This window comes from Chthoniobacter sp. (assembly GCF_040003245.1).
Taxonomy (GTDB): Bacteria; Verrucomicrobiota; Verrucomicrobiia; order Chthoniobacterales; family Chthoniobacteraceae; genus Chthoniobacter.
Window position 1 is genome coordinate 1 of record NZ_JBDUCX010000003.1, and the last position, 24,121, is coordinate 24,121.

The 24,121-nt window shown below is 62.5% G+C and carries 17 protein-coding genes; 5 read left to right on the top strand and 12 right to left on the bottom strand.

Annotated elements, in window-relative coordinates; translation table 11 throughout:
* Positions 1–84 precede the first annotated feature (84 nt).
* The gene (locus ABJF10_RS00690) at positions 85–1,335 is read right to left on the bottom strand and encodes an acetylxylan esterase (RefSeq protein WP_348542580.1); all 1,251 of its coding nucleotides are present in this window, start codon (positions 1,333–1,335) and stop codon (positions 85–87) included.
* 125 nt (positions 1,336–1,460) lie between these two features.
* Positions 1,461–1,979 (bottom strand): hypothetical protein, encoded by a 519-nt coding sequence (locus ABJF10_RS00695; protein ID WP_348542581.1) that lies wholly within the window; start codon positions 1,977–1,979, stop codon positions 1,461–1,463.
* Positions 1,980–2,184: 205 nt separating this feature from the next.
* On the opposite strand from ABJF10_RS00695, the gene ABJF10_RS00700 reads away from it, so the two are divergent.
* The 5 genes from ABJF10_RS00700 (at position 2,185) to ABJF10_RS00720 (ending at position 8,458) form a co-directional block, all read left to right on the top strand.
* A complete protein-coding gene (locus tag ABJF10_RS00700) occupies positions 2,185–4,521 on the top strand; it encodes an alpha-1,4-glucan--maltose-1-phosphate maltosyltransferase (RefSeq protein WP_348542582.1) in 2,337 nt (778 codons plus the stop codon).
* A 76-nt stretch (positions 4,522–4,597) separates the two neighbouring features.
* On the top strand, positions 4,598–4,807 hold the full coding sequence (locus tag ABJF10_RS00705; protein ID WP_348542583.1) for a hypothetical protein: 210 nt from the start codon (positions 4,598–4,600) through the stop codon (positions 4,805–4,807).
* Positions 4,804–5,361 carry a hypothetical protein gene (locus tag ABJF10_RS00710; protein ID WP_348542584.1) on the top strand — a complete coding sequence of 186 codons (558 nt, stop codon included), beginning with the start codon at positions 4,804–4,806 and terminating at the stop codon, positions 5,359–5,361. The genes ABJF10_RS00705 and ABJF10_RS00710 overlap by 4 nt, the downstream gene beginning before the upstream one ends.
* Positions 5,362–5,498: 137 nt before the next feature.
* Positions 5,499–6,011 carry a glutathione peroxidase gene (locus tag ABJF10_RS00715; RefSeq protein ID WP_348542585.1) on the top strand — a complete coding sequence of 171 codons (513 nt, stop codon included), beginning with the start codon at positions 5,499–5,501 and terminating at the stop codon, positions 6,009–6,011.
* 230 nt (positions 6,012–6,241) lie between these two features.
* Complete coding sequence (locus ABJF10_RS00720) at positions 6,242–8,458, top strand: RICIN domain-containing protein (RefSeq protein ID WP_348542586.1); 2,217 nt, start codon at positions 6,242–6,244, stop codon at positions 8,456–8,458.
* Between the two features lie 195 nt (positions 8,459–8,653).
* Here ABJF10_RS00720 and ABJF10_RS00725 read toward each other — a convergent pair whose 3' ends face one another.
* The 10 genes from ABJF10_RS00725 to ABJF10_RS00770 form a co-directional block, all read right to left on the bottom strand.
* Positions 8,654–9,067, bottom strand: coding sequence for a VOC family protein (locus ABJF10_RS00725; RefSeq protein WP_348542587.1), 414 nt, complete (start codon positions 9,065–9,067; stop codon positions 8,654–8,656).
* 544 nt (positions 9,068–9,611) lie between these two features.
* On the bottom strand, positions 9,612–11,498 hold the full coding sequence (locus ABJF10_RS00730; RefSeq protein ID WP_348542588.1) for an ABC-F family ATP-binding cassette domain-containing protein: 1,887 nt from the start codon (positions 11,496–11,498) through the stop codon (positions 9,612–9,614).
* 89 nt (positions 11,499–11,587) lie between these two features.
* Positions 11,588–13,150, bottom strand: coding sequence for a hypothetical protein (locus ABJF10_RS00735; RefSeq protein ID WP_348542589.1), 1,563 nt, complete (start codon positions 13,148–13,150; stop codon positions 11,588–11,590).
* 11 nt (positions 13,151–13,161) lie between these two features.
* The gene (locus tag ABJF10_RS00740) at positions 13,162–14,781 is read right to left on the bottom strand and encodes a hypothetical protein (RefSeq protein ID WP_348542590.1); all 1,620 of its coding nucleotides are present in this window, start codon (positions 14,779–14,781) and stop codon (positions 13,162–13,164) included.
* Positions 14,778–15,734, bottom strand: coding sequence for an ABC transporter ATP-binding protein (locus ABJF10_RS00745; protein ID WP_348542591.1), 957 nt, complete (start codon positions 15,732–15,734; stop codon positions 14,778–14,780). Before ABJF10_RS00745 ends, ABJF10_RS00740 begins: the two co-directional genes overlap by 4 nt.
* Positions 15,735–15,758: 24 nt before the next feature.
* Positions 15,759–17,540 carry a hypothetical protein gene (locus ABJF10_RS00750; RefSeq protein ID WP_348542592.1) on the bottom strand — a complete coding sequence of 594 codons (1,782 nt, stop codon included), beginning with the start codon at positions 17,538–17,540 and terminating at the stop codon, positions 15,759–15,761.
* Between the two features lie 57 nt (positions 17,541–17,597).
* Positions 17,598–19,367, bottom strand: a complete 1,770-nt coding sequence (locus tag ABJF10_RS00755; protein WP_348542593.1) for a hypothetical protein — start codon at positions 19,365–19,367, stop codon at positions 17,598–17,600.
* The gene (locus tag ABJF10_RS00760; protein ID WP_348542594.1) at positions 19,367–20,326 is read right to left on the bottom strand and encodes an ABC transporter ATP-binding protein; all 960 of its coding nucleotides are present in this window, start codon (positions 20,324–20,326) and stop codon (positions 19,367–19,369) included. The genes ABJF10_RS00755 and ABJF10_RS00760 overlap by 1 nt, the downstream gene beginning before the upstream one ends.
* On the bottom strand, positions 20,319–22,178 hold the full coding sequence (locus ABJF10_RS00765; protein WP_348542595.1) for a hypothetical protein: 1,860 nt from the start codon (positions 22,176–22,178) through the stop codon (positions 20,319–20,321). Before ABJF10_RS00765 ends, ABJF10_RS00760 begins: the two co-directional genes overlap by 8 nt.
* Before the next feature lie 68 nt (positions 22,179–22,246).
* On the bottom strand, positions 22,247–24,121 hold the full coding sequence (locus tag ABJF10_RS00770) for a VWA domain-containing protein (RefSeq protein ID WP_348542596.1): 1,875 nt from the start codon (positions 24,119–24,121) through the stop codon (positions 22,247–22,249).

Below are 24,121 nucleotides of genomic sequence, written 5' to 3' on the forward strand. Positions count from 1 at the left end.
GCGGCTTGCTTTAGCAGGCGGCGTGCGAGGCGGGGGCGCGTCGCCAAACTCCCTGACAAGGTTATTGGGCCGCCCGCTGGGCTCTTAGAGATCGACCTCTTCGTGTTCGGTGCTGGCGATGCACTCGCGGTCGTCGGTGAGATTGAAGTAGTAGACCTTGGTGCCTTCGGGGAGTTCGGCGGTCACTTTACCATCGGCAAAGGTGGCGGGGGCGACTTCCCACAGGCGCTGCTGCCAGGGGCCGGTGGCTTTGGTGAAATGAAGCTCGGCTTTGGCGATGGGATGCACGCTGGTGAAGGTGGCGGTGACTGCTCTTCCCTTGCGGGACTGGCCGGTGATCTTGGGGAGCGGGTCGCCGCCGTTGACGATGCTGTCGGCAAAGGTCGCGATCTCCTTGGGCGCCCAGCCGGACTCGTGGCCATGGGACATGCGGGGGCGCAGGCAGAGGGTGTGCGGGGACTTGGGCAGGCGATAGGATTTCTGCCAGGCATTCATGGTGTAGGCGAAGTCGTTGGTGCCATCGACCCAGAGCATCGGCATGGTGGCGTGAGCGAGGTAGCTGGAGGGATCCCACCAGCGCATCCAGCGCGCGGCGCCCTCGGGGCCGAGCGCCTCCACATTGTGCGCGAAGCCGTGTTCATTGGTGAAGCCGCAACCGTAAACCGGCACGGCGAATTTGAAACGCTGGTCCACTCCGGCCAGCATCGACGTGAGGTAACCACCCCAGGAAATGCCGGTGACGCCGATGCGCTCGGGATCGACCTGCGGCAGCGAACGCAGGAGTGAATCGGCCAGCACGCCGTCGGCGACCGCGTGATAAGTCCACTGGTCTTCGCGCGCCTCGTTCATCTGGTCCCAGCCGCCCCAACCGGGCGGGCCGCCGGCATCGTGGTGCTGCCACTTCTTGCCGTCGATGGTATGGAGGGGAATCGCGCCGGAGGTATCGATGGCGATGGCGGCGTAACCGCGATCGACCCACAATTGCGTCCACTTTTCAAAAGCGGTGCCGCCGCCGCCGTGGACGAGGACGATGCCGGGCACTTTCTTCCCCTGTTCAACCTTGGGCAGGCCGAGCCACGCGAAGACGCGGGTCGGCTTGCCATGATAAGGCAGGCCTTCGAAGAAGATCCCCTTCAAGCCATCGGCGCGGATCGGGTCGGCGGGATAGGTCTTCGGCGCCTGCCCCAGAGCGGCCATGTCCCACATCGGGCCGGTGGGATCGGCCGGAATGGGGGGCGGTGCGACAGGAGGGTTTTCCGCGGGCGGTGCGGCCATTGTCGTCCGCAAGGCGAATACGGCGACGGCGGTGAGGATTGGCAGAGAGCGGGTGTTCATCGACTGGGGTGATGGGGTGGTTGCAGAAGAAAAGGGATTTTCCAAACACTCCATAGGAAAAAAAGAGCCTCTCGCGCCCGAGGGACGCGAGAGGCTGAAGATTTTCGGAGCGCGAAGGTCGCGGCTTAGTTCGTGGCCTTGCCGGTGAGGCCGGCCTTTTGCAGCGCGCTGAACACGTCGACGGGATTGAAGTCGCCCTTGACCTCAAAGGACTTGGCGTTCTTCTCGGCGGTGTTGCTGGCCACACCCTTCACGTCGGCGAGGGCGGCATTGACGGCCTTGACGCATTTGGTGCAGCAGAGATGGACGTCGCTCACGGTGAGCGTGGAGACCTTGGCATCCTTGGCGCCGGTGGCGGAATTGACCTTGATGGCGGCGTCTTCGCTCTTGCCGTAGTAGCCGGCGGCGACGAGGGCATCGACGGCCTTCTGCGCGGCGGCCGCATCGGTCGCGGTGAGGGTGACGGTGCCGCCGTCGAGATCGGAGGCGGCGGTGACGCCGGGAACGGTGGCAACGGCCTTGTCGACACCCTTGCCGCAGCTCTTGCAGCAGAGATGGACGCCGGTGAGTTTCACCGTGCTTTCCGCATGGGCGAAGGCAGCGAGGGCGGCGGTGACAACGAGGGTAAGGATGGATTTGTTCATTGGGTGTAGCGGGTGAAACGCTACAGGATGCAAAAGGTTGCGCTGCGGGCAAGCTTTAGCGGCGCGATTCGAGACGTGCTGTGCTCAGTAATCAGTAATCAGTGCCCAGCAGTCAGTAGAACTGATTACTGACTACTGAACACTTCAGCGACTGTTCGATGTTCTGCCTTTCCTCCCTCATCCTTCATCCTTCATCCTTGGCTCCATGACACCGCGTCCGCCCACCACCGTGATCGAAGCCGTCTCGCCGCTCATCGAGGGCGGGCGGTATCCCGTGAAGCGCGCCGTCGGAGAGGACATCGAGGTGGAGGCGGATGTCTTCAAGGATGGGCACGATGTCGTCTCGGTCCTGCTGAAGTGGCGGAAACGGGGGCAGACGCAATGGTATGAGACAGCGATGCAGTGCATCGATCCCTACAATCGCGATCGCTGGAGCGGAGTCTTCTCGGTCTTCGAGAATGCGGTCTATGAATACACGATCGAGGCGTGGGGCGATTTCTTCCGCTCGTGGCAGCATGAATTCCAGGTGAAGTTCGAGGCGGGGCAGACGGAGCTGGGGAGTGAGATTCTGGAAGGCGCGAGCTTTGTCGCGCGTGCAGCGCGGCTGGCCCAGGACCAGGGGCAGAAGCGCGATGCGGAGCGGCTGGTCGTGCTGGCGGACAAGATTCGCGAAGGCACGCCGGAGACGGTGAATGCGCTGGCGCACTCACCCGAAATGGAGGCGCTGATGACGGCCTACTCGGACCGCAGCGAGAGCACGGAGTATGTGCTAAATCTGCCGCCGGTGGCGAAGCTGATCGAGTTGCCGAAGGCTCCCACGGCAGCGATCGAGAATGCGGCGGCACCGAAGTCCAAGGCGGGCGTGGGGAAGGTGATTGCGTTTCCGACGGAGCCGGTGCCGGAGGGAAAGAAAGGCCCGGGCAAAAAGAAGAAAAATGCCCCAGAAACAGCAAAAATCGCAACGGAGCCAATGGAGCCAACACAGCCAATGGAAGCTGTTGGTTTTCAATACACACCGCGCTATCCGCAGGTGCATGTGGATCGGGCGCGGGCCAACTTTGCGCAATGGTACGAATTTTTCCCGCGCTCGGCGGAAGGCCGCGGCGACAAGGGCTCGACCTTTCGCGACTGCCTGCCGCGCGTGGACGACGCGCGGGCGATGGGTTTCGACGTCATCTATTTCCCGCCGGTGCATCCCGTGGGCGTGACGGCGCGCAAGGGCAAGAACAACTCCGTGACCTGCCAGCCGGGCGAGCCCGGTGTGCCCTACGCCATCGGCAACCGAAACCAGAATTGTCCCAATGGCGGCGGCCACAAGGACGTGGCGCCGGAGCTGGGCACGCTGGAGGATTTCGACTGGCTGGTGAAAGAAATCCACGCGCGCGGGATGGAGCTGGCCCTGGACTTCGCGCTGAACTGCTCGCCCGACCATCCCTACGTGCACGAGCATCCCGACTGGTTCTACAAGCGCCCCGACGGCACGATCAAATACGCGGAGAATCCGCCGAAGAAATACCAGGACGTCTATCCGCTGAATTATCACAACGCCGACTGGCGGACGCTGTGGGACGAGCTGACGAGCGTGATCGAATTCTGGTGCGAGCACGGCGTGCGCATCTTCCGCGTGGACAATCCACACACCAAGCCGGTGGCGTTTTGGGAATACCTCATCGGCCGCGTGCAACGGCGCTTCCCTGACGCGCTCTTTTTGAGCGAGGCTTTCACGCGGGCGAAAATGATGAAGACACTGGCCAAGGCGGGCTTCACGCAGAGCTACACTTACTTCACCTGGCGCAATACCAAGCAGGGGCTCACGGAATATTTCACCGAGCTCACGCAGACCGAATGCGCGGAATACATGCGGCCCAATCTCTGGCCGAATACGCCGGACATTCTGCCCAGCTTCCTGCAATTCGGCGGACGCCCGGCGTTCCTCATTCGCGCCGTACTCGCGGCGACGCTCGCCCCGGTCTACGGGATCTATTCCGGTTTCGAGCTCTGCGAAAATGCCGGGCTCGAAAAGAAACCGTGGGACGCCGCCGGAGCGCTGGGGCAATTCCTGCACCTCTGCGACAACGACTACAAACAGCTCGCGAAAGAGGAGTACGTGGACTCGGAGAAATACCAGTGGAAGGAACGCGACTGGGATGCGCCAGGGAACATCAAAGCCGTGGTCACGCGGCTCAACCGCATCCGGCGCGAGAACCGCGCGCTCCAGCAACTGCGCAATCTCCAGTTTCAGCGGGCGGACAACGATTTCGTCCTCTACTACTCGAAGATGACCGCGGCGAAAGACAACCTCATCCTCGTCATCGTTTCGCTCGACCCCTTCCATTTCCAGGACGCGTTCATCGACGTCCCCGTCGATCAATTCGGCTGGCTGGAAGACCAGACCTACCAGGTCCACGATCTCCTCAACGACGAGCGCTATCTCTGGACCGGCCGCCGCAATTTCGTCCGCCTGCACCCCGACAAGCCCGCCCACATCTTCCGCGTGCGGCGAAAGATGCATAGCGAGAAGGATTTCGATACTTACTTGTAGGGCGGCTTCCCGAAGCAGCGCCTCAGCGGCGCATTTTCGGGATGCGATCAGCCGCGAAGTTCGCTATCGTGCTCTTGTGAATCCGCATCAACCCCTCATCGATCAAATCTTTCGAGAGAAAGTGCTGCGGGCGCGGCGGCAGACACCAGGAGAACGGATGAGCGACGTGCTGGAACTTTCGGCGATGCATTTTGACAAAGATGACCCGGAACTGCGGCGGCGACTGGCCTTGGTGCGCGCGATGGACGAACGCGATTGCTACGGCCCGGCGCAGCCGCGGCTATGACGTCCTCGGAAGCAGTAGTCACGCTGCTGGAGGCGATCGAGGCCGCCGGGGTGAAGTATGTCATCGTGGGGGCACTGGCTGCGGGCGCCTGGGGGATTCCGCGCTCCACCAAGGACGCAGACTTTGTGGTCGCCTGTGCGGCGCCGGAATTGGATGCGGTCCTGCGCCAATTACCACCCTCCATTTCCGTCGATCCACAAGCTCGCATGGAACTCTTCACCGGCACATTGAGGTGGGTCTTGCACGTCGAGAACACTTCGTTTGAGATCGAAGTATTTCTGCTGGGCGACGATCCTCATCATGCCGAAATTTTTCGCCGTAAACGGCGGGAGCACATCGGGATGATCGACCGGGAGGCGTGGGTTCCGACCGCCGAGGATTTGGTCATCCAAAAATTGCGCTGGGCTCGCCGCAAAGACCTGGACGATGTGCAAAATATTCTCGCCGTGCAGGGCGCGGGCATCGACCAAGTGTACCTGCAAACGTGGTGCGAACGGCACGGAACACTGGATCGACTCTCGGAATTGCGGCGCGGCATTCCGCCGGAGCTGTGAGATTCCGGCGGACACTCACCGGAAAGAGAAACGCTCGGCGATGGACTCCAAGATGTGGGGGGGATAGGGGTTGTTCTCGGCAACCCGAACTTATGAAGTCACTTCGTTCCCTCCTCCTCACCTGCGGCGCTCTTTTTATGGCTACCTCCCTTTTTGCGGAAGAACCGGCGGTTTATTCCATTCCGCTGAAGGACATCGATGGGAAGGAGACGACGCTCAAGGCCTACTCGGGGAAGGCATTGCTGATTGTGAATGTGGCTTCGGAGTGTGGGTTTACGCCGCAGTATGAGGGGCTGGAGGCGCTTTACCGGAAGTACAAGGACAAGGGCTTGGTGGTGCTGGGGTTTCCATGCAACGACTTCGGGCAGCAGGAGCCGGGGTCGAATGACGAGATCAAAAAGTTCTGCTCGTCGAAGTTCAGCGTGACGTTTCCGATGTTCGACAAGCTGCACACCAAGGGGCCGGAGCAGCATCCGCTCTATGCGGCGCTGAGCGGGCCGAGCTCCCCGGTGCCGGGCAAGGTGACGTGGAATTTTAACAAGTACTTGATCAGCCGCGACGGGAAGATCCTGGCGCACTATGAATCGGATGTGGAACCGGATTCGACGACATTGACCCAGGCGATCGATGCGGCGCTGGCGGGGAAGTGAGGGGCGAGCGCGGCGAGCGCATGTGCGCTAGCTGGATCGTTCTGCTGCTTCTGAAAATCGCTTCGTCACCCTCTGACCGTTCGCTTCCAAACTCTCTGTCATTCTGATCCCGCAGCCGCGGGACGAAGAATCCCGTCGAACAACCAGCGACACGGCTGGTAGAGCGACGGGGTCCTTCGACTGCGTTACACTCCGCTCAGGATGACACCGAGAAAGAATTTCCTCCACTTATGAAAATCGCCTCCCTGCTCACCGCTTTGGTCGTCGCAGTATTTAGCGCCCACGCACTCGCCGAGGACTTTGGCGCTTACTCGATCACGCCGGTGAGTGCGCCGATGATGGTGCTGGAGGCGGTGGGTTCGGGGACGGCGGAGGGGACGGCGGTCTCAATCAACAAACCTGCCGGCACGCCGAACCAGAAATGGGTGATCACGCCGAAGGGCGAGAATGGGTATTCGATCAAGCCCTCGTACAGCTCGACGTTGGCGTTGTCCGTGGCCAAGGGCGGCAAAAACATCGGGGCGCTGATCGTGCTGGAGACGGACAGCGGGCAGCCGTGGCAGTTGTGGACGCTGGCCAAGCAGGAGAGCGGCAATTACGCCATCGTGCCGCAGCATGCGCCGGACATGGGGATCGATGATAACGGGGGGAAACAGATTCCGGGGGCGAAGATCGATCTCTGGAAGCACAACCCCAACGATCCGCATTTGCAATGGATGATCAAGCCGTTGGCCGGGAGCACGGCGAAGGATGCGCCGGTGGCCGCGGAGGCAAAGACGTATGAACCGCCGGCGATCAAGCCGGAGGAAATCGTGCCGGGCGAGATCAAGAAATTCACCTATGCGGAGAGCAAGATTTTCCCGGGGACGGTGCGGGAAGTGAACGTCTTCATTCCGAAGCAGTACGATGGATCGAAGCCGGCGTGCGTGTATGTAAAGACGGACGGTTACAACCCGAAGGAGAAGGAATTCATGGAGCGGATGATCGCGACGAAGGAGATCCCGGTGACCATTGGCGTGTTTGTGCGGCCGGGTGAAGTGCCCGCGCCGATGAAGGGCACGCTGGGACGGCGCAATCGCGATCTCGAATACGATGGGGTGAACGATGACAATGTGCGGTTTCTCATCGACGAGTTACTGCCGTATGTGAGCAAGGAGTTGAATTTGAAGTTATCGACCGACGGGAACGATCGTTGCATGTCGGGCGGCAGCAGTGGCGGCATCGCGGCCTTTGCCGCGGCGTGGAACCGGCCGGATGCGTTCAGCCGCGTGTATGTGGCGAGCGGGAGCTTTGTGGCGTTTCGCGGCGGGCATGAATTTCCGACGATGGTGCGGAAGTTTGAGGCCAAGCCGATCCGCGGGTACTTCACCACAGCCACACACGACATGGAGAATTGCGCCGGTGATTGGTTCCTGCTCGACCAGGAGATGGACAAGGCGCTGAAATTTTCGGGGTATGATTACCAGTTCCGCATCATCGATGGGCGGCACGTGGCCGGTTACATGGATAACTGGCAGGAAGCGATGGCGTATCTTTGGAAGGGTTGGCCGGAGAAGGTGAAGGCGGGGCCGAGTGCGCCGCGGGCGCAGGATGTGTTGCTGCCGGGGGAAGGGTGGCAGCAAGTTGGGCAAGGCTACAATACAATTACTTCCGCCGCCTGCAATGCATCTGGGGAAGTCTTTTTTACCGATACCAAAGACAAGAAGATCTACCGATTCAATACCGATGGCCAAGTGAAGGTCTTTGTTTCGGAACCGAATTTTCCCAATAGCTTGTCCGTGGGCGCCGACGGTCGAGTTTATGCGGTGTTGCAACGAGGGGTGATCAGCTACGACAACACCGGGCAAGGCAGCGAGGTACCAATAGAAAATGGCTGGGTTAGCGGCGGGTCGATTCTCTCCATGCCTGACGGGGGGCTCTATATCACCGGTTTGGGCGTTGTGACAAAAGACAGCGAGGCTGTGGAATATGGCGTTTGGTACATCAAGGATGGTAAGAAAACGCTCGTGGATAATGGCCTGAAAACACCGACTTGCCTTGCCTATCGGCCGGATCAGTGGCTGCTATGTGTAGCCCATGAATTTTCCAAATGGGGATATAGTTATCAAATCAATGCGGATGGCACGTTGACGAACAAGGAACGCTACTTTCACTTTCACGTCGCCGACTGGGACGACGATGCGGGTACGCATGGCCTGTGTTATGCGCAGGAAGGACAGATGTTTGTGGCGACGCGCACGGGCGTGCAGATTTCCGCCGATGATGGGCCGACGCAGGTCATCCTGCCTCTGCCGGACAACAGCAGGGTGATGGCGGTCTGTCTCGGTGGGAAGGATCTCGATACGCTTTACGCCTTTTCCGCCGACAAGATCTGGAAGCGGAGGGTGAAGGTCCACGCGACGGGGGCGTGGGCGCCTTGGGTGAAGGTGAACGGGACGAAGTTGTAGGCGGACGGGCGCGGCGAGCGAACGCCGCGTCGCCCGGGACGGCGCTCGCCCCCTTTTTTGTCATCCTGAGCTTGCGAAGGACCTCTGAATTCGCTCTGGCATCTGACGCCAGGCGATAGAGGAAAGGCAGACATCAGAGATCCTTCGCAGGCTCAGGATGACGGGAAGGGGGGACGCGCTATCTCGTGCGGTGTTTCAATCTGCGAACTTCACGCCCGCTTTTTGCACTTCTCGATAAGGCAGAAGCCAGATGAGGGATTCATCGTGGAGGTCGACGACCTGGATGCGGTTGCCCCACGGGTCGCGGAAGTCGCAGCGGAAGCCTTCGATGAGTTTCAGGCCGTATTTGGCGGTGAGTTTGTGACGGACTTGGGCGAGTTGCGCGTCGTCGCGGACCATGATGCCGAAGTGGCGGTCGCTCGTGTCGGGTTGCATTCCCCGATGCTCGAACATGGCGAGGAACTGGTGCTCGCCGAGCTGGAAGAAGGCATCCGCTTCGCCTTCGTCGAGTTTCTCGAGACCGAAGACGTCCTCATAGAATGTGACGGCTTTTTCGATGTCACCGACTTCGATGGCGACGTGATTGCAGCCGTAGACCTGGATGCTCATAAAAGTTTGGCGGGGACAGAAGATGGCGCGAGGGCGTGCAATCGAGTCCCAGAGTGATATCGCCGACGGCGCGATCCTGGCTGTATGACCACCCGGAACTCACTGGGAGAGCAGTGCTTGCGACGGCGTGGGATTTTGGGCGGTGTTTAAACGATGCACGCACGAAGCCCAGCGCGAGCGATTCAGTGGTGTGAGAAACTGCCAGCCAGAACTCCCGTTGCAAGTGCCAGCGAGGCGGCTTCGCCGGCGGTCGCGGGCGGCGGAAAGGTTCTTCGAGCTGGGCAAACTGTTACAGAGGCAAATTGAGGCGGAACGGCGTGGGGGGAAGCATGAGGGGGAAGGTGGGCGGGCGCATTTGAATTGAAGGGCGCGGCGCCTCGATCAGCAGAAAAGATGCGGCTGGCGCCGGGACCGTTGGAGCGTCCGCCGGGGGATTGTACCCCGGGTGGTCGCTCGCAAAACTCGCTCGACCCGGGGCTACATTCTATTGTCCCTCCGGGACACGCCCGCCGGCGCGCACTGCTGTGTTAGAGCAGGCAGCCGCTTATGACGCCGTGGCGGCGCGGATGGCTTCGAGTTCTTCCCAGCGGGCGTAGAGCTGGACGACGCGTTCCTTGTCTTTCTCGAGTTTGGCTTCGAGGGCTTCCCATTCGTGGCCGTGCTTGTCGTAGAAATCGGGGTCAAGGAAAGTGGCCTCGAGACGCGTGACTTCCTCCTCGGCGGCGTGGATGGTGGCCTCGATGGTTTCCAGTTCGCGCGTTTCCTTGTAGCTGAGTTTGCGGGCGCGCTCGGCGCGGCGCGGGGCGGTGGCTTCGGCGGATTTGGCGGCAGCGGCGGCGCGGGCGGCAGGGATGTCCTTGGCGGCTTTCTTTTCGCGGTAGTACTCGTAGTTGCCGGCGTTGAGGGTGACGAGGCCTTCGCCCTCGAAGGCCATGGTGTCGGTGCAGACGCGGTTGAGGAAATAGCGGTCGTGGCTGACGACGATGACGGCGCCGCCGAAGCCGAGCAGCGCTTCCTCGAGGAGGCGCAGGGTGGCGAGGTCGAGGTCGTTGGTCGGTTCGTCGAGGATGATGACGTTGCCGCCACGCTTGAGGATTTTGGCGAGCAGGATGCGGCTGCGTTCGCCGCCGCTGAGCTGGCCGATCTTGGTATTGATGCGGTCCTCGGTGAAGAGGAAGCGGCGCAGATAGCTGCGCAGGGTGATGTTTTCCTCGCCGATGCGGACGTGCTCGCTGCCACCGCCGACTTCCTCCCAGACGGTCTTGTCGTCATCGAGCGCGAGACGATTTTGATCAACGTAATTGATCTGCGTGCGGGTGCCGATCTCGACCTTGCCGTGGGTGGGTTCCAGCTCGCCGATCATGATCTTGAGCAGGGTCGATTTGCCGAGGCCGTTGCGGCCGACGATGCCGAGGCGCTGGCCGGCGGCGAGGTCGAGATTGACGTAGTCGAAGAGCTGGCGGCCGCCGAGTTCCATGCCGACGTTGGTGAGGGTGATGACGCGATTGGCGAGCTTGGGAGCGGGCGGGATGATCATCTCGACGTCGATCTCCTGCTCGGGCGGCCCCTTGGCGGCTTCCTCGAAGTAGCGCTCGATGCGGTCGACGGATTTCGTGCGGCGGGCGCTGGGGCCTTTGCGCACCCATTCGAGCTCGTGCTTGAGGAACATCTGACGCTTGTGCTCGACGCGGACTTCGGCGGCTTCGCGCTCGGCCTTGGCGACGAGGTAATCGTTGTAGCTGCCGTCGTAATTGACGAATTCGCCGCGGGAGAGCTCGAGCATGCGGGTGGCGATGCGATCGAGGAAGTAACGGTCGTGGGTGACGAAGAGGCAGGCGCCGGTGTAGCGCGAGAGGAAGTCTTCCAGCCACTCGATGCTTTCGGTGTCGAGATGGTTGGTGGGCTCGTCGAGGATGAGGAAATCCGGGCGCGAAAGCAGGGCGCGGCAGAGGGCGACGCGGCGCTTTTCGCCGCCGCTGAGCGTGCCGACGAGGCGGTCGAGCGGCGGCGCGTGGAGATTGGTGGCGAGGCTTTCGATGCGGCGGTCGAGCGCCCAGCCGTCGTGATGATTGATCTGGTCGAGTAGGATCGCCGCGCGGTCGCTCTCGGGGGGCGTGGTTTCGTACTCGGCGAGGATCTCGAGGACGCGTTGCGCGCCGCTACGGATGTTTGCCTCGGCGGTGGCGGCGTCGTCGAGGGTGAAGACTTGCGGGAGGTAGCCGGTGATGAGATCGCGGCGGCGGGTGAATTGGCCGGCGTCGGGCTCGAGGTCGCCGGCGGCGATGCGGAGGAAGGTGGATTTGCCGGCGCCGTTGCGTCCCACCAGCCCGATGCGCTCGCCTTCGCCAATGGCGACGGTGGCACGGTCGAGGACGAGATGCGGGCCGTAGCGAACGGTGAGTTCGCTGGCGCTGGCGATAGGATCGGGCATAGGAGGGGCAGAACATCCAACACCCAACATCCAACGTCCAACCTCCAATTGCAGAATCCTGTGACGACGCGGATGCCGGGGCGGCGTGCTTATTCCTCGGCGGCGAGGGTTTCGAGGCGCTGGATGATGTGCAGGTGGAGGAAGGCGCTCGCGCCCACCGAGAGAAAGATCAGCACATAGAAGCCCGCAACATCGCGAAACAGGACCGACTCCACGACGCTCATGAGGAGGCCGAGCAGGAAATGCACGCCGATGGCGAGAGGCAACGCACCCCGCTTGACGTAGAGCGAAAGGGCCACGACCAGGTGCAGGAAGAGCACGGTCTGGGTCAAAAAGAAAGTCATGAACATCCAGCCGGCGGCATCGTTTGAATTCATCTGGCCGAAAGTATCGAGAATGAGCCGGGCGATGAGCGGAATGCTGAGGGCGAAATAGGCGCCGGCGGCGAAGAGCGCCGGGAGGACGCCGAGGAGCTTTTCGTAGGCCACACGGCGCAGGCCCTGGGGCAGCATGGCCAGGCTGGAGAGGGTCTGGCCCTGGTGCTCGTTGCGGAAAATGGTGGCGGCGGCGAAGGCGAGCTCAATGCAGATAAAGCCGAGCATGATCCAAAAGGTGCCGACCCCGAAATCCCGCCAGCGCGGGGGGCCACCCAGTTGATGAGGCCAGCAACGGATGACCAGCAAGGGCGTGCCGTAGACGAGGAGCTTGATGAAGATCCAGAGCTTCCCGCCGGTGGTGAAATAGAAATCCTTCCACGCCAGGGCTCGCTTCCACGGACGACCGGGACTGAACAGCGCGCGGCGGCGGCCGGGCGAGCTGGTCACGCCGGCACGGGTGGGGGCGCTCTCTTTTTGCTCGCCGCAGAATTTCTCGAAGAGCGCCCACGAGCCCAGAAAAAGGACGAGGCCCATGGCGAGATTGCTCCAGACTTGAAAGGTGAATAGGTCACCGACAAAGCCGGTGGAGAGGATCTTGCCGGCGCGGACGAAAGGAGACGCCTCGGTCGCGAACTCCGCGATGCCGATCATAGTGACCGTCCAGGCGTTGCCCTCTTTCAAGATGCCCAGCCACAGGGGCAATTTTCCGAGCCAGGCGGCGAACGGGACGACGATGAAGAAAAAGAGCAGCGAAACTCCGGTGAGCACGGCCGAGCCGCTGGCCCGACGGCTGAGGACCGAGGCAAGCAGCGCGAGATTCGAAATGAAGACGATGAACGCGCCGATGGCGAGGTAGGCGGCGAAAATCTGGTGCAACGAGACGCCGCCGAGGGTGACCGCGAGCAGCGTGAAGGGAAGCTGGGCGGCAAACAACAGGACCGCCGTGCATAAACGGCTCGTGGATTTTCCGAGCAGGATGGAGAGCGGGTCGAGATTCGTCATGCGCAGCAGACCGAGTGTCATCTCTTCTTTTTCCTCGCTGATCGCGGAGGAGAAGTAGCTAACGCCGGCGAGCAGGACGAACACAAGATCGACGCTGATGACCGTCTCAAAAAAGCGCAGGCCGGGGGCATTCGTCCAGCCGACGTTGGACTGGGTCATGAAGAGGAACAGCAGGATCACCGAGACGAGACCGGCGCGGGCGAAGTAGGTGAACTTGAGACGGCTATCCTCGCGCAACGAGCGGACGAAAAGGGCGAGCAGCGGTGAAGACATGCGGCGGCGACTCAACTCTCGGCGGCGAGCGTTTCCAGCCGGCGCGGCCCCTGGCGGTGAATGATCCAGATCAGTACGAGGCTGATGGCCATGGTGAGGATGGGGCTCCACAAAAAAGACGAGATATTGATCCGGGTTGCGCCCGACCTCGACGCCGCGGCCATCCGCATGAAACCCGTCGCGGCGAAGGCGGCCATAATGACAGTCGCGAGGAAAATATTGAGCGCATAGGTGAGCACGTAACCCAGCGCGAGGGAGCCGCGTTTCATGGAAAGCGACAGCCACGCCACGACATAGACCAACAAGGCGACGTGCACCCACGAGCCGCACATCTGCATGATCATCAGGCCGTTCATGCCCGTCACCGACATGGCCCCGGCGAGGCTGCTTTGAGTGGACTTGAAAAGACTGACCGCGAAGCCCTGGGCCATCAGCACGGCCAGCGCGCCGGGCGCGGCGGCGAGCACGCAGGCGAGCGCCTTGCGATAGACGATGTGCCGCATCGTGAGGGGGAGCATGGCCAGGTCGGTGAGTGTTTGGTCGTGCAGTTCGGAACGAAAGATCCGCGAGGCCATCGCGGCGACATCGACGGAAAAAACGAAAGGCACGATCGAGGTGAACAGACTGCGCATGATACCGAACTGGGTCCCGGCGCCGCCCGATCGATACAGGAACGGGATCAACGTGCCGCCATAGGCGAAGAACCGCACGGCGAACCCGGCGTAGCCGCCGCAGAGAAAATAAAAGTCCTTCCACAGGAGCGCGTCTTTCCACGGACGGGGCGGGCGCCTGAGGCGGAAGCCGAAGAAGCGGCGCGGCGGAGACCCCGCGGCGGGCGCGCTCTCCGGGGCGCGATCACAAAAGCGTTCGAAGACCGTCCAGGCGAGCAGGAAGCAGGCAACGCCGAGGGCGAGATTACTCACCACCTGCCAGCCGATGGGCGCGCCGCTGAAGCCGGTGGCGAGCACCTCCTGCAAGCGGGCGATAGGCGTCGAATTCCACCACCATTCCAAAAAGCGATCGATCGCGGAATCCGCGCCGAGTACACTGCGCGCGGCGGAAGGCACCAACAAGAAGAGAGGAGCCCCGCCGAGAAAGACCGCCATGGCGACCAGGCAAAATATGGCGGCGTTGGGGCCGCGTCGAGCCAACACGGAGCCGAGCAGCGCAAGATTGCAGAACAGGAACGTGAAAGCGCCGACGGCGCAATAGACCGCAATGATTTGCCGCAGAGAAATGCCGCCCAGAGTGATGGCAATGATCGTGAAAGGGAACTGCCCCACGAGGAGCAGCAGGGCGCCGCAAAGCCGGCTGGTGGATTTTCCGAGCAGAATCGCGAGCGGGCTGAGACCTGTCATCCGCAGCAGGCCGAGGGTCTGCTCCTCTTTTTCCTCGGCGATGGCCGAGGTGAAGTAACTGAGGCCGACGAAGGTCAGGGCGACCAGTTGCGAAATCATGATCGTGGTAAACAACGAGCGCCCGGGCGCATTACTCCAGCGGTTGCTGGCGGCAAACCCCAGCAGCATCAGCAGGAGAAAGCCGCCCAGGACGCCGCGCGTCCAGTAGGTCGCACGGCTGCGCGCATCTTCGCGCAGGGAGCGGACGAACAGGGCGAGGAGCGGCGAACTCATGTCCGCACGCCGGGCTCGGTGAGATCCATGAAGGCCTGGTTCAATTGCTTCACATCCTCGGTGAAGCTCACGACTTCTCCGCCCGCCTCGAGCACGGTGCGCAGGATGGCATTGGGCGAAAGCTGCGCGCGATCGAAGGTGAGCGAATAGCGGGCTTCATTGGGCAGCGGCGCCGTGACGCGGCTCACGCCGGGCAACCTGGCGAGGGCGTCGCTCGTCGGCGGATGCTCGGCGGCGAGCGTGAGCTGATAGGTCGCGGTAAGGCCATCGCTGGTGGCGACGAGACCGCGCATGGTGCCGGTGTATTTTACTTCGCCGCGATCGAGGATGGTGACGTGATCGCAGAGCGTGGCGAGTTCGCTGAGGATGTGCGAGCTGATGAAGATGGTTTTCCCGAGGCGGCGCAATTCCTCGAGGATTTCCATGAGCTCGATGCGGGCGCGCGGGTCGAGGCCGCTGGCCGGTTCATCGAGCAAGAGAAGATCGGGATCGTGCACGAGGACGCGGGCGAGGGAGACGCGCTGCTGCATGCCGCGAGAGAGGCCATTGATGAGTTCATCCTTGCGGCCGGCCATGTCGGTGAGCGCGAGGACGTCACCGATGATCTTGTCGCGCTCGCCAAGCCCGATGCCGTAGGCCGCGCCGAAGAAATCCAGATACTCGAACACCGTCATCTGCCGATACATCGAGAAGTGATCGGGCATGAAGCCGATGCGGCGGCGCACCGCCTTGCGATCGGCGACGATGTCGTGACCGAAAACGCTGACCTTTCCCGACTGCGGCTTGAGCAGCGTGGCGAGGACTTTCAACGTGGTCGTCTTGCCGGCGCCATTCGGCCCGACGAAGCCGTGGATGGACTGCCGCTGCACGGCAAAGGTGACGCCCCCCAGCGCCTGGTGCGTCTTGTAGCGATGCCCGAGATTCTGGATGTCGATAAGGGTTTCAGCTTCCATGGGAGATCGAAAAGGCGCGGTGGTTCATGGCTTGGAGACGTCCTGCACGTAGAGCACCCAGCCGTCTTCGTGGGCGAAGCCCTTGCCTTGGAGTTGAAGGGAAGGCGGCGCGGGCGCGAGGATGAGCAGTTGCATCTCGGCGCGATTTTTCGGCGCAGAGATGTGGGTGGGAAACACGGCGGGGTAATTCAGGGTGCGGGCGGCGAGCGCGGGCAGGAGCACACTGAGCGTATCGGCGGTGTGCGGGGTTGTGGTACGGCTGGAAAAATCCTGGTAGCTCGCGGCGTTGAGCTTATCGCGCGAGAAATAGCTGGAGAGCGCTTCGCCGGTCCTGCTATTGCGCGTGAGCACGCCGTCGTGCAGTTCCAGCTCGAAGATGGTGTCTTTATAAACGGCGTGGATTGCCCTGGCGTGCTGGGGAAAGCCGGGGCCCGTCCGCAAGCGCAGGTCATGCAAGGTGCCGGGGGTGCGAAAATCGCTGCCATAGCTGTCGCTGCCCCATTTTTCCACGGTGACGGAGGTGTCATCGCCGGTCATGATCGCGCGGTGGGTGAAGGCGCGCGCCGAGTAGAGCGGGATGTCCATGAGCATGTAGCCGTCCTTGCCGTTGAAGATCAGGCCGCTGCCCGTCTCGGCGAAGCGGTCGCTGGCGTAGAGATTGGCCGGCGCACGGTGCGTGAGCGTGTAGCGATCTCCCGCGGTCGCGAAGGCGCTGATCCATTGCGTGACGTCCACGCGCCCGCCGCCGAGCGCACGCGCGATGCCGAGCGAATGGACGGTCTGGCTTTCGCCATAGCCGCGCCGGCCGATGATACCGAGAGCCGCGCCGAATGCGGCCACGCAACCGAGGAAGATGAGGATGGAGACGCGGTAATCGATCCGGCGCCGGAAGTAATTGTGCATCGGTCCCACGACCGCGACGTAGGCGATCATCACGAGATTGATCAGCGTCCAACTCACCTTGGGTCGCGTGAGCGAGGAGAGGTCGCGGAAGAAGGTGCTCTCCATGTCGTAGAGGATCGGGCCCTTGACGTTTTCAAGCGTGCGCGCGGGATAGCCGTGAGCGGTCAGGTACTGCTCGCTCATTTCCCGCAACGCGATGGCGTGGTGGACGACCCGGCCCGCGCCGACACGCGTGACTTCGTCCTGCGCATCAAGCTCTTTCAAGTCGCCACCGAAGGCAGGCAGCGCACCATTGGTATCGGGCACCAGGTGCAGGGTGCCGCCGAGTCGCACCCAATCGAGGAAGGCATCGCGGCGGGCGGGTTCCCAATGGGGGACATGATCGAGCACGACGGCATCGAGACTTTCCGCAGCGACGGCGCTCGTGGGGAAAAGCTGGTCGGGAAAGGACTTGAGCGAACCGCCAGCGGTAAACGGGCTATCGAGATCGCGCAGCCAGACGCAAGAGGGCGGGCCGGTGCTGAGCGGTCCGTCCACGTCGGAAAATTCCTTCGCGCCCCTGCCCCAGCGCAACTCCGAAGGTCCCGCGCTATGGGTGCCCGGGACGGAGAACTGCACCCAGCGCGAGGTATGCGGCGCCAGAAAAATCGGCTGCACATAACTGGCCCCGCGGAGACTGGCGTTTCCGCCCGGGCCGCTTCCGTTCAACACCAAGCTGAGCGCGCCATCGAAGGCGAGATTGCCCGGATTGGAGACGAGCACGGAGAACGGATTGAAATGATCCGGCACGACGCGGCCATCGAAACCCCAGAGGGTTTGCTCCACCTCCAGCGCATAGAGGGGCGCGGCCAGGAGCGCCGCCATCGCGATGAGCAACCAACGGGGAACGAATATGCCGGCCATGTGTATCGCGAGACTACGGCAGGGGCGCCGGGTGTTCCAAGCTTGCATCGCGAGTGATCATCGGCGCAAGCAACGGTCGGCATCGCGGTAGAGGCGGATCCGGATGGCAGCCGCGATGATCGAATAAAGGACGGCGTTGGCCACGATGGCCGGCCACGGGTTCGTCGAATCGCCGACGTGAGGCATATGAGCGGATTCGTTGAGCGCCGGGATACCCAGCGGCGAAACGAGAAACCACCACAGCCACTTCCCAGAGAGCGCGTCTCGCTCGTTGAGGGCAACCGCCAGCAGCGGCGTGAGCACCATCCAGGCGGTGAGTGTCCCCAGAGCGGCGAGGATGGCCTGGAACCGCGTGCGGACCCGCAGGCCAATCCAGAGGGAGAGCCAGGTGATCATCGGCAGATAAATCACGAGCATCAGCGCCGCGCAGGTCAGGTAGGGAATCCAATCGGGCTGTTCACCACGCCGACTGTAACTTCCCGCCATGAGGAATGCCCGGCACGCAAAGACAGTGAGTAAAGGTATGGCCAGGATCCACTCCAACCGCCGCAACGCGCGCTCCTTTTGGTGGATGATCTGCCCGGCGCTGAGAGGTGTCGTCAGCAGCACTTCCAACGTCTGCCCGACGCGTTCCGAGACGATGCTATTGGCGGCCGTGGCGCTGAGAGCGAACATCGCCAGCGCGGCCAGGACGAACCCGGTGAGGGAAAGGCTGTCGCTGTCCATCGAGGAGTAGTCGCCCAAAACGACTACCATGCAGATCAAGACCGTGGGGATTTCCAAGACGCATAGCAGGCGAAACAAATAGTGCAGCTTGCCCAGTACACGACGCTGGGTCTCGCGCCAGAAAATCGGTTCGTAGCCGGGCAGCGAACCCGAGTCCCGATACAGCACCACGCCACCCACGAAATGATTGGCCCATTTCATGAAGCGATCGAGCCGCGCAAATAAGCGGGGCAGGAAATTGAGCGGCGGAACGAAAGCGCGCCGCACGAGGAATAGGCGGGCGAAAAGGAGAAACAGGCCCACGGAAACCACCGAAGGAAGGAGCAGCGCATACCGGTGGGTCGAGTTGGTCCGGGCGAGTTCGATCGCCGCTTGCGGAATCAAGAGGAAGCGGTACTGCCGCATTTGGTAATCCTCGTAGCCGTAAGGCGTGACGTGGAAAAGGAAGCGGTGCAATCCTTCCAGAAAGCTCCCCAGCAAAGGCGGCCCGGCGTAGAGAATCACCGCCAGGAGATAGGAGGAGATAAGCGCGCCGACCGTGGATCGGCACCACGCCGAACACATCAACGTGAGCGCGCCGAGTTGGAGACAAAGCAGGAGCAGGCCCGAGATCTGTTCCACGATGGAGCGGCTTTCCACGCCGCCGAAGGCATAAGCCACTCCCGCCAGCGGCAGACCGATGAGGAGGAACGAAAACATGGGGACGAGGCCGCCGACATACTTCTGGAGCACGATTTCCCATGGCCGGAGCTCGGTCAGAAAAAGCAGGACCAATGAGTCGCGCTCCTTTTCCTGCGTAATGCGCCCGCACATGAGCGCCGGCTGAAAAAGAATGACGCCGAAGACCTGGATGATGATCAACTGCTCGAAGAGATGGCGTCCAAATCCGAGCAAGTTATAAGGTAAATTTCTCCCATCGCCGTACATAAATGACCGGTGCGGGATGGTCAGCCCGAAGATCACGAAAAGCAGGAGAGCATAGACCACACGGAGAATAAACGTGCGGCGGCGGGCGGCCGTCTCGGTGAGTTCCTTTCCGAGCAAGGGCAGCGACAGCCGCGTGCGCACGACGGACAGGAAATGGCGCCACGGCCGAGCCATTAGGCCACTTTGCCCTCGGTGAGTTTCATGAAGGCGGTCTCCATGTCCATGGCGTCGGGCTGGAACATGCGGACGCGTGCGCCGAGGGCGTGCAACGCGGCCAGCAGATCTTCCGGCGCCGTCTGGTCTTCCTGGAGTTGCAGCGCCAGCCGGTCGGATTGCTCTTCCACGCTGGCGACCTGCGGCAGCGCGCGGATCGAGGCGAGCAACTCGGTCGAGGCATTGACCAACTGGAGATGAATCGTGCGGCGCAGGCTGAGTGCGCGATAGATGTCATTCAGCGAACCGTTCGCGATCATGCGTCCCGCCTCGATGATGCCGATGTGCGAGCAGAATTGCGCGAGTTCGTGGAGGATGTGACTCGAGACAATGATCGTCTTGCCCATGGACTGCAGTTCCTTGAGCAGCTCCCGCATCTCGATGCGCGCACGGGGATCAAGGCCGCTAGCCGGTTCATCCAGGAGGAGCAACTCGGGATCGTGCAGGAGCACGCGCGCGAGGCTCAGGCGCTGCTTCATGCCGCGCGAGAGGCCATCGACTGGGGCGTCGTGTTTTTCGGTGAGATCGGTGAGCGCGAGCACATCGCGGATGAGCGGCGGGCGATCGTGGACGGGAATGTGGTACGCCGCGGCGAAAAACTGCAGGTACTCGGAGGCGGTAAGGTCATCGTAAACGCCGAAGAAATCCGGCATGTAACCGATCTTGCGGCGCACCGCCGCCGGGTTGATGGACGCATTGATGCCGCTTACGCACGCAAAGCCCCGGGTGGGCTTAAGCAGCGTAGCCAGCACCTTGATCGTCGAGGTTTTACCCGCGCCATTGGGCCCGATGAAGCCGAAGATTTCGCCGCGTCCGATGGTGAAAGACAGTCCGCGGACGGCGTGCGTCCGGCCGTAGGCCACATGCAAGTCGTGGACGTCGACGAGAGGTTTTTCGGAGACGGGATCGGAGTTACTCATCGGAGCTAAAATGGTAAACGCAGCGTTGAATTTGGATTTCCTGACTCACGTGTCGCTCGGCCACGACCAGCATATCGCCACCGCCGTGATCGAGCGTGAGATCGAGCAGGTCCGTCTCGCCGCTGGGTGAGCGCGCGATTACCCATGGCTGGGCGCTGATGGAAATTCTCTCGGTAAAAGATGGCCTCTCGGGCACGGGAAAACGCGGCTTGAAGACATGGATAGTCCAGCCTTGCGCCTCGATTTTTTCGGTCACGAATTCCGCCAGTGAAAGATCCTCGTTTGATTTTTGGCGGTTCTCGAATTCCGGGGGTGCAACCTTGATTGCTTCCCAGCGCAATCGCGGACCCGTGGCGGCCGGAGCCAGGGAAAGGCTGCGCTGGACGTAGGGCGTCCATTGAGAGAGTGGCTCGCGCAAGGTATAGTGCGTGGGCACGCGGCCTTGGTAGACCGACATGATCCCGCGCTCGATCGACCGCGCGGAGAATCCCACCAGGCAAGGCACCGCCAGCGCCTGGCGCTTTTCCGATACGGCATCTTGATTCCGGCCGGCAAACCATAAGTCGAAGCGATTCTCGCGCAACGCCCTTCCCTGCGACGAGTAATCGGTGACGATCATGGACACCCGCTGATCGGCAATGCCGAGGTAATGCTCGGCCGTGCGCACGGTCCAGAACGTGCACCCCGCGGCAATCGCGGGAAACGTCGCCCACGTCCAACGCCGCCGGTGCAACCGGCCGAGAATGAGCCACTCGCCCGGGCCGATGAGCAACACGAAGACCCCGAGAATAGTGACAATGACCGGCAGAGGAATCATGCGCGCGGTGTACGGAAGAGCCTTCACCAATTCTCCCTGCATCGCGCCCAACAGCGAGGAGTCAAAAGGCCAGCGGGCGATTTCCTCCGCCGTCAGGACGCGCGCCCATGAATTGGAGTGGGCGAGAAAGTGGGTGGCCTTGATCCATGAGTCCGTCATGAGTTCTCCTTCGCTGGCGGGGAGAGTGAAAGCGACGGCCACACGCCCGAGCCCGGCTCTCCGAAAGAGAATGGGGCTTGTCGCCCGGGAAGATGACACCGCGCCGATCGGACGGACGAGCGTTCCATCGGGCGCGCGATCGAATGACGCGGAACCGGGCTGGGAAGCGGCCAGGCGATTGATAAAGGCGATGTGCTCGCCTTTGAGATCACGCGGCAGCGCCAGGCACAGGCTGCCGCCGGCCTCGACCCAAATGGCGAGATCGGTGAGTTGCTTTTCGCTGAGCGCGGCCAGGGCCGGCCCCTCGAGCACGATCACATCAAAGGCGCACAATCCCAACGATGGCGGGAGATCCTCGGGAAGAAACCAAGCCGGCCCCGTGACCAGAGGCGCCACGCGGATCGCGTCATCGCGGAAAAGGCGATCGGGGCGCAGCGCCCGCCAAAGGAGGGTCTGCGATTCGGCCGCACTGAAATCGGTGCGGCAGATGCCGATGAGATATTGCCGGGCCGCCGGGATCTCACCAGCCGTGGGAAAGCGGCCCAGATCGTGCACACCGGTGCGGGTCGAGAATTTCAAGTGCACCTCCTCGAAGACACGCGCATTTACCGGCGGGGGCAGCAGAATGCGTTGGCTGGAAGTGCCAAAGAGGAGCGTGAGATCGGGGATTTGCGAGCGGCAGATCACCTGGCCGCCTCCCGACATCTCCATTTCGAGAGTGCCCTCGAGAGGCGCACGGCTCTGCGAATGCAATTTGAGATCCAGGTAAGCAGGCGCGTAAGTGCGGGGCCGCAGGGTCAGCGGCGTGACTTCGACGCTGAGCGGCGAAGGATTCGCGCGCGCCGAGGCAAACAAGGCGACGAAGAAGACGCCCACCAGCCCGAGTGTTCGCCTGAATCCCCTCCTCCCGTTTCCTCCCATGACAATCGATGCCGCCATCTCGATCACACCACTCGCGCCGGACGCTGGAACCACCACCACTCGACCAACAACGCGAGGAAAGCGGCGAAAGCGATGATCCACCACAATGTGCGATCGCTCTTCGCCGGCGCGGTGGCGGCAGCCACGGTGAGCTGGTCGTTGAACTGCAACTGGTCCACGGCCGCCAGCGAAGTTTCCGTCGTGGAGAGCAGGCTCGCACCGACAGGTTGCGGTGATCCGCCACTGGCTGTGATGGTGTATTCGCCCGCGTGCGGCGCGGGGAGCCCGCTGAGGCGGCCCAGTTCATCGGCCTGCGCGGTGCGGCGGAAATTTGCGGGCCCGCTGATCGAGCAGGAAGCGTTGGGCGTGAAACCTCCCGCGTTGAGCACGCCGGTGCGCGCGGCTTCCGCCTCGGAGAGGCCGCTCTCATGCAGCGCGATTTGCACGAGATTTGAAACGAAGATGGGGAAGCCGACTCGGAAGGGCAGCGTCGAGCGGTCGGTGTGGAAGAGCAGGGCGATGTGAAGGGTTTCGCCCACGTGCTTGTCCAGCATGAGCGGGCCGTGTTCGCCCTGGGCGAGAATTTCGTAGCCGAGTTGCGCCAGCGCGTCGTCGGTCGTGGCGCCGGTGCTCACCGGTTGTTCCATGAAGACGACGTCGCGCAGGCTCACGTGCTGGAGCAGCGGTGAATCGCGACGCCAGTCGATGGCTTGCGCGCTTTTGCCTTCGATGGTCACGAGCGAGCGCACATCCACGGGAATGATGCCGATGGCGCAACGGACGCGGGCCGGCTTTTCCATGTCCTCCTCGTGGTCGCTGATCACGAGGTCGAACACGGCCGGAGTGGGCGCGTCGGCTTGCGGGAACACGTTCACATCTTCGAGCGCGGCGAGGGCGTGGCGATAGCCGGCAAGATTCTCCGGAACGAAAATCGCGAGCGGGCGGGTGGCGGGCAGCGTGAGCCACGCCGTGTCGTCCGCGGCGAGGGAGTCGAAATCATTGAGCCGCAGCCGCGCCTCGAGTATTGCACCGGGGCCACCCGCGAGGTCGAAGGCCAGACGCGGGCTGCTGCCGCGAGTGAGCGACAGGTCCTCGTGCGCAATGACTTTGTCTTCCTGCCGGAGCTCGAGCGTGCCGGTCGTGGACTCGGCATTCGCAGAGCCGGCGAGTTGCACGAAGACCTGCCAGTGCCCACCCGGCGCGCGCCGGGCGCTGAACGCCACGATGCCGAAATTCGACCCTCCGGGCGTCGTCTTTTGGAAATCGATCTGGAAGGGCAGTTCGAAGTTGGCCTGCGTCGGCAGATTGCCGTCGGAGAGCAGCAGCACTTTGTCGAAGGGCTCGGTGCGACCGAGCGCCTGGGCGAGACGGAGCGCTTCCTCGACGTCGCTCGGCACATCTTCCACGGTGAGCGCGTCGAGGGCGTCGCGCAGTTCGCGGTGGTTGTTCGTGAAGGGCGTGAGCCGGTGCGCGGTTTTGCCGAAGGCGACGAGACAGAGCTCCTGGTCCGGCAAGAGCCCATCGATCCGTTCACGCAGAGTACGCTTCACTTCATCGAGCCGCGTAGTGCCGCGGGCGTGATCCAGCGCGCCCATGCTCGCGGAGACATCGATGAGCACCGGCAGGCGGTGGGCGCGCGCCGCTTCACGCCGGAGGAAGGGCTGCATCGCCGCGAGCACGAGCAGAGCGAGGATGAGGATTTGCAGGAGCAGGAGCAGGTTGCGCTTGAAGCGCTGGAAGGGCGAATTCACGCGCTGGTCGTTCAGCACCTGCCGCCAGAGCACGAGCGATGGAATGGCGACGCGCGGCCGCTTGAGCTTGAGGAAATAGAAGGCGATCAGCGGCACCAGGAGCGCGAAGAGCCACGCGTTGCCGAGCGATGTGAAGGCGGGGAGCAT

Excerpts from the sequence above, each read along its gene's own strand:
- ABJF10_RS00750 (WP_348542592.1), bottom strand. The coding sequence starts at position 17,540 with ATGGCCGGCATATTCGTTCCCCGTTGGTTGCTCATCGCGATGGCGGCG.
- ABJF10_RS00740 (WP_348542590.1), bottom strand. The coding sequence starts at position 14,781 with ATGAGTTCGCCGCTCCTCGCCCTGTTCGTCCGCTCCCTGCGCGAAGAT.
- ABJF10_RS00690 (WP_348542580.1), bottom strand. The coding sequence starts at position 1,335 with ATGAACACCCGCTCTCTGCCAATCCTCACCGCCGTCGCCGTATTCGCC.
- ABJF10_RS00710 (WP_348542584.1), top strand. The coding sequence starts at position 4,804 with ATGACGTCCTCGGAAGCAGTAGTCACGCTGCTGGAGGCGATCGAGGCC.
- ABJF10_RS00730 (WP_348542588.1), bottom strand. The coding sequence starts at position 11,498 with ATGCCCGATCCTATCGCCAGCGCCAGCGAACTCACCGTTCGCTACGGC.
- ABJF10_RS00725 (WP_348542587.1), bottom strand. The coding sequence starts at position 9,067 with ATGAGCATCCAGGTCTACGGCTGCAATCACGTCGCCATCGAAGTCGGT.
- ABJF10_RS00760 (WP_348542594.1), bottom strand. The coding sequence starts at position 20,326 with ATGAGTAACTCCGATCCCGTCTCCGAAAAACCTCTCGTCGACGTCCAC.
- ABJF10_RS00695 (WP_348542581.1), bottom strand. The coding sequence starts at position 1,979 with ATGAACAAATCCATCCTTACCCTCGTTGTCACCGCCGCCCTCGCTGCC.
- ABJF10_RS00715 (WP_348542585.1), top strand. The coding sequence starts at position 5,499 with ATGGCTACCTCCCTTTTTGCGGAAGAACCGGCGGTTTATTCCATTCCG.
- ABJF10_RS00700 (WP_348542582.1), top strand. The coding sequence starts at position 2,185 with ATGACACCGCGTCCGCCCACCACCGTGATCGAAGCCGTCTCGCCGCTC.
- ABJF10_RS00720 (WP_348542586.1), top strand. The coding sequence starts at position 6,242 with ATGAAAATCGCCTCCCTGCTCACCGCTTTGGTCGTCGCAGTATTTAGC.
- ABJF10_RS00735 (WP_348542589.1), bottom strand. The coding sequence starts at position 13,150 with ATGTCTTCACCGCTGCTCGCCCTTTTCGTCCGCTCGTTGCGCGAGGAT.
- ABJF10_RS00745 (WP_348542591.1), bottom strand. The coding sequence starts at position 15,734 with ATGGAAGCTGAAACCCTTATCGACATCCAGAATCTCGGGCATCGCTAC.
- ABJF10_RS00755 (WP_348542593.1), bottom strand. The coding sequence starts at position 19,367 with ATGGCTCGGCCGTGGCGCCATTTCCTGTCCGTCGTGCGCACGCGGCTG.
- ABJF10_RS00770 (WP_348542596.1), bottom strand. The coding sequence starts at position 24,121 with ATGCTCCCCGCCTTCACATCGCTCGGCAACGCGTGGCTCTTCGCGCTC.